The sequence below is a fragment of the Actinoplanes awajinensis subsp. mycoplanecinus genome, from assembly GCF_001509495.1.
GTDB lineage: Bacteria > Actinomycetota > Actinomycetes > Mycobacteriales > Micromonosporaceae > Actinoplanes > Actinoplanes palleronii.
Map to the genome: position 1 here is coordinate 1 of NZ_LLZH01000112.1, position 1165 is coordinate 1165.

General features: G+C 69.8%; 3 protein-coding genes. 2 read left to right on the forward strand and 1 reads right to left on the reverse strand.

Annotation, left to right across the window (positions count from 1 at the left end):
- Positions 1-274 (forward strand): Na+/H+ antiporter NhaA (locus ADL15_RS15060; protein WP_198170784.1); only part of this gene is annotated, 274 nt, incomplete at its 5' end.
- Between the two features lie 19 nt (positions 275-293).
- Complete coding sequence (locus ADL15_RS15065) at positions 294-737, forward strand: CBS domain-containing protein (RefSeq protein WP_067690255.1); 444 nt, start codon at positions 294-296, stop codon at positions 735-737.
- Here the strand turns inward: ADL15_RS15065 and ADL15_RS15070 are convergent.
- Positions 734-1165: ArsB/NhaD family transporter (locus tag ADL15_RS15070; protein ID WP_269748346.1), on the reverse strand; the 432-nt coding region annotated here is incomplete at its 5' end. The two genes, ADL15_RS15065 and ADL15_RS15070, sit on opposite strands and share 4 nt — an antisense overlap.

Below are 1165 nucleotides of genomic sequence, written 5' to 3' on the forward strand. Positions count from 1 at the left end.
ACTCGACACCGGCCTGGCCTGGATCGACGTGGCCGGGCTGGCGCTGTTGTCCGGGGTCGGGTTCACCGTGTCGCTGCTCATCGGGGAACTCGCCTTCGGCACCGGTAGCGGCGCCGACGACCGGGTGAAAGTCGCCGTCCTGCTCGGCTCGCTGATCGCGGCAGGGCTGGCAGCGGTGGTGCTGCGGGCCCGTAATCGGACGTACCGGCGCCTGCACGACGCCGAGCAGGTAGACCGCGACCACGACGACATCCCCGACGTCTACCAGAGCTGACCGGGCGTATCGTCGGGCCATGCGCGCAGCGGACATAGCGACAGCGATGAGCACCGTGGTCGAGAGCATGCCCGCGCGCGAGGCGGCCCGTGTTCTGGCCGCGCAGGACCTGCCCGGGCTGATCGTGGTGGACGGCAAGGGCCGTCCACTGACCGTGCTGGCCGGCACCCAGGTGCTGCGGATGGCGCTGCCGTCGTACTGCCAGGACGATCCGGCCCTGGCCCGGGTGATCGACGAGGCCGCCGCCGACGTCATCCTGGCCGGCATCGGTGAGCGCACCGTCGCCGACCTGCTGCCGAAGAACCGGCCCGAGCTGCCCGCGGTGCACGCCGACGCGACGTTGCTGGAGGTCGCCTCGGTGATGGCCCGCTCGAACATTCCGCTGGTCGCCGTCGTCGACTCCAACAGGGTGATGACCGGCGCGATCACCCTGGACGGGCTGCTCGACCGGCTGCTCCTCTAGAAAACAAAGAACCGCAACCAGAGGTACGGCACGGCCATCGCCACCGAGATCACGGTGACGATCAGGCCGTACTTCGTGAAGCCCCAGAAGCTGATCCGGTGCCCGGCGCGTTCGGCGATGCCGAGCACCACCACGTTCGCCGAGGCACCGACCGCGGTGGCGTTGCCGCCCAGATCGGCGCCGATCGCGAGCGCCCACCACAAGACCTGAGCCTTGCCGATGCCGCCCTCGGCGTTGACCAGCTCGCTGACGATCGGGCTCATCGTCGCTACGTACGGAATGTTGTCGACGATCGCGGACAGGCCCGCCGAGGCCCACAGCATCAGCATGGTGGCCGGCCACAGCTTGCCCGCGACCGCGTCGGTCGCCGACCGGGCCAGGGTGTCGATCACCCCGGTCTCGACCAGGCCACCGACCATGACGAACAG

Coding starts and splice junctions, on each gene's coding strand:
- ADL15_RS15065 (WP_067690255.1), top strand. CDS start 294: ATGCGCGCAGCGGACATAGCGACAGCGATGAGCACCGTGGTCGAGAGC.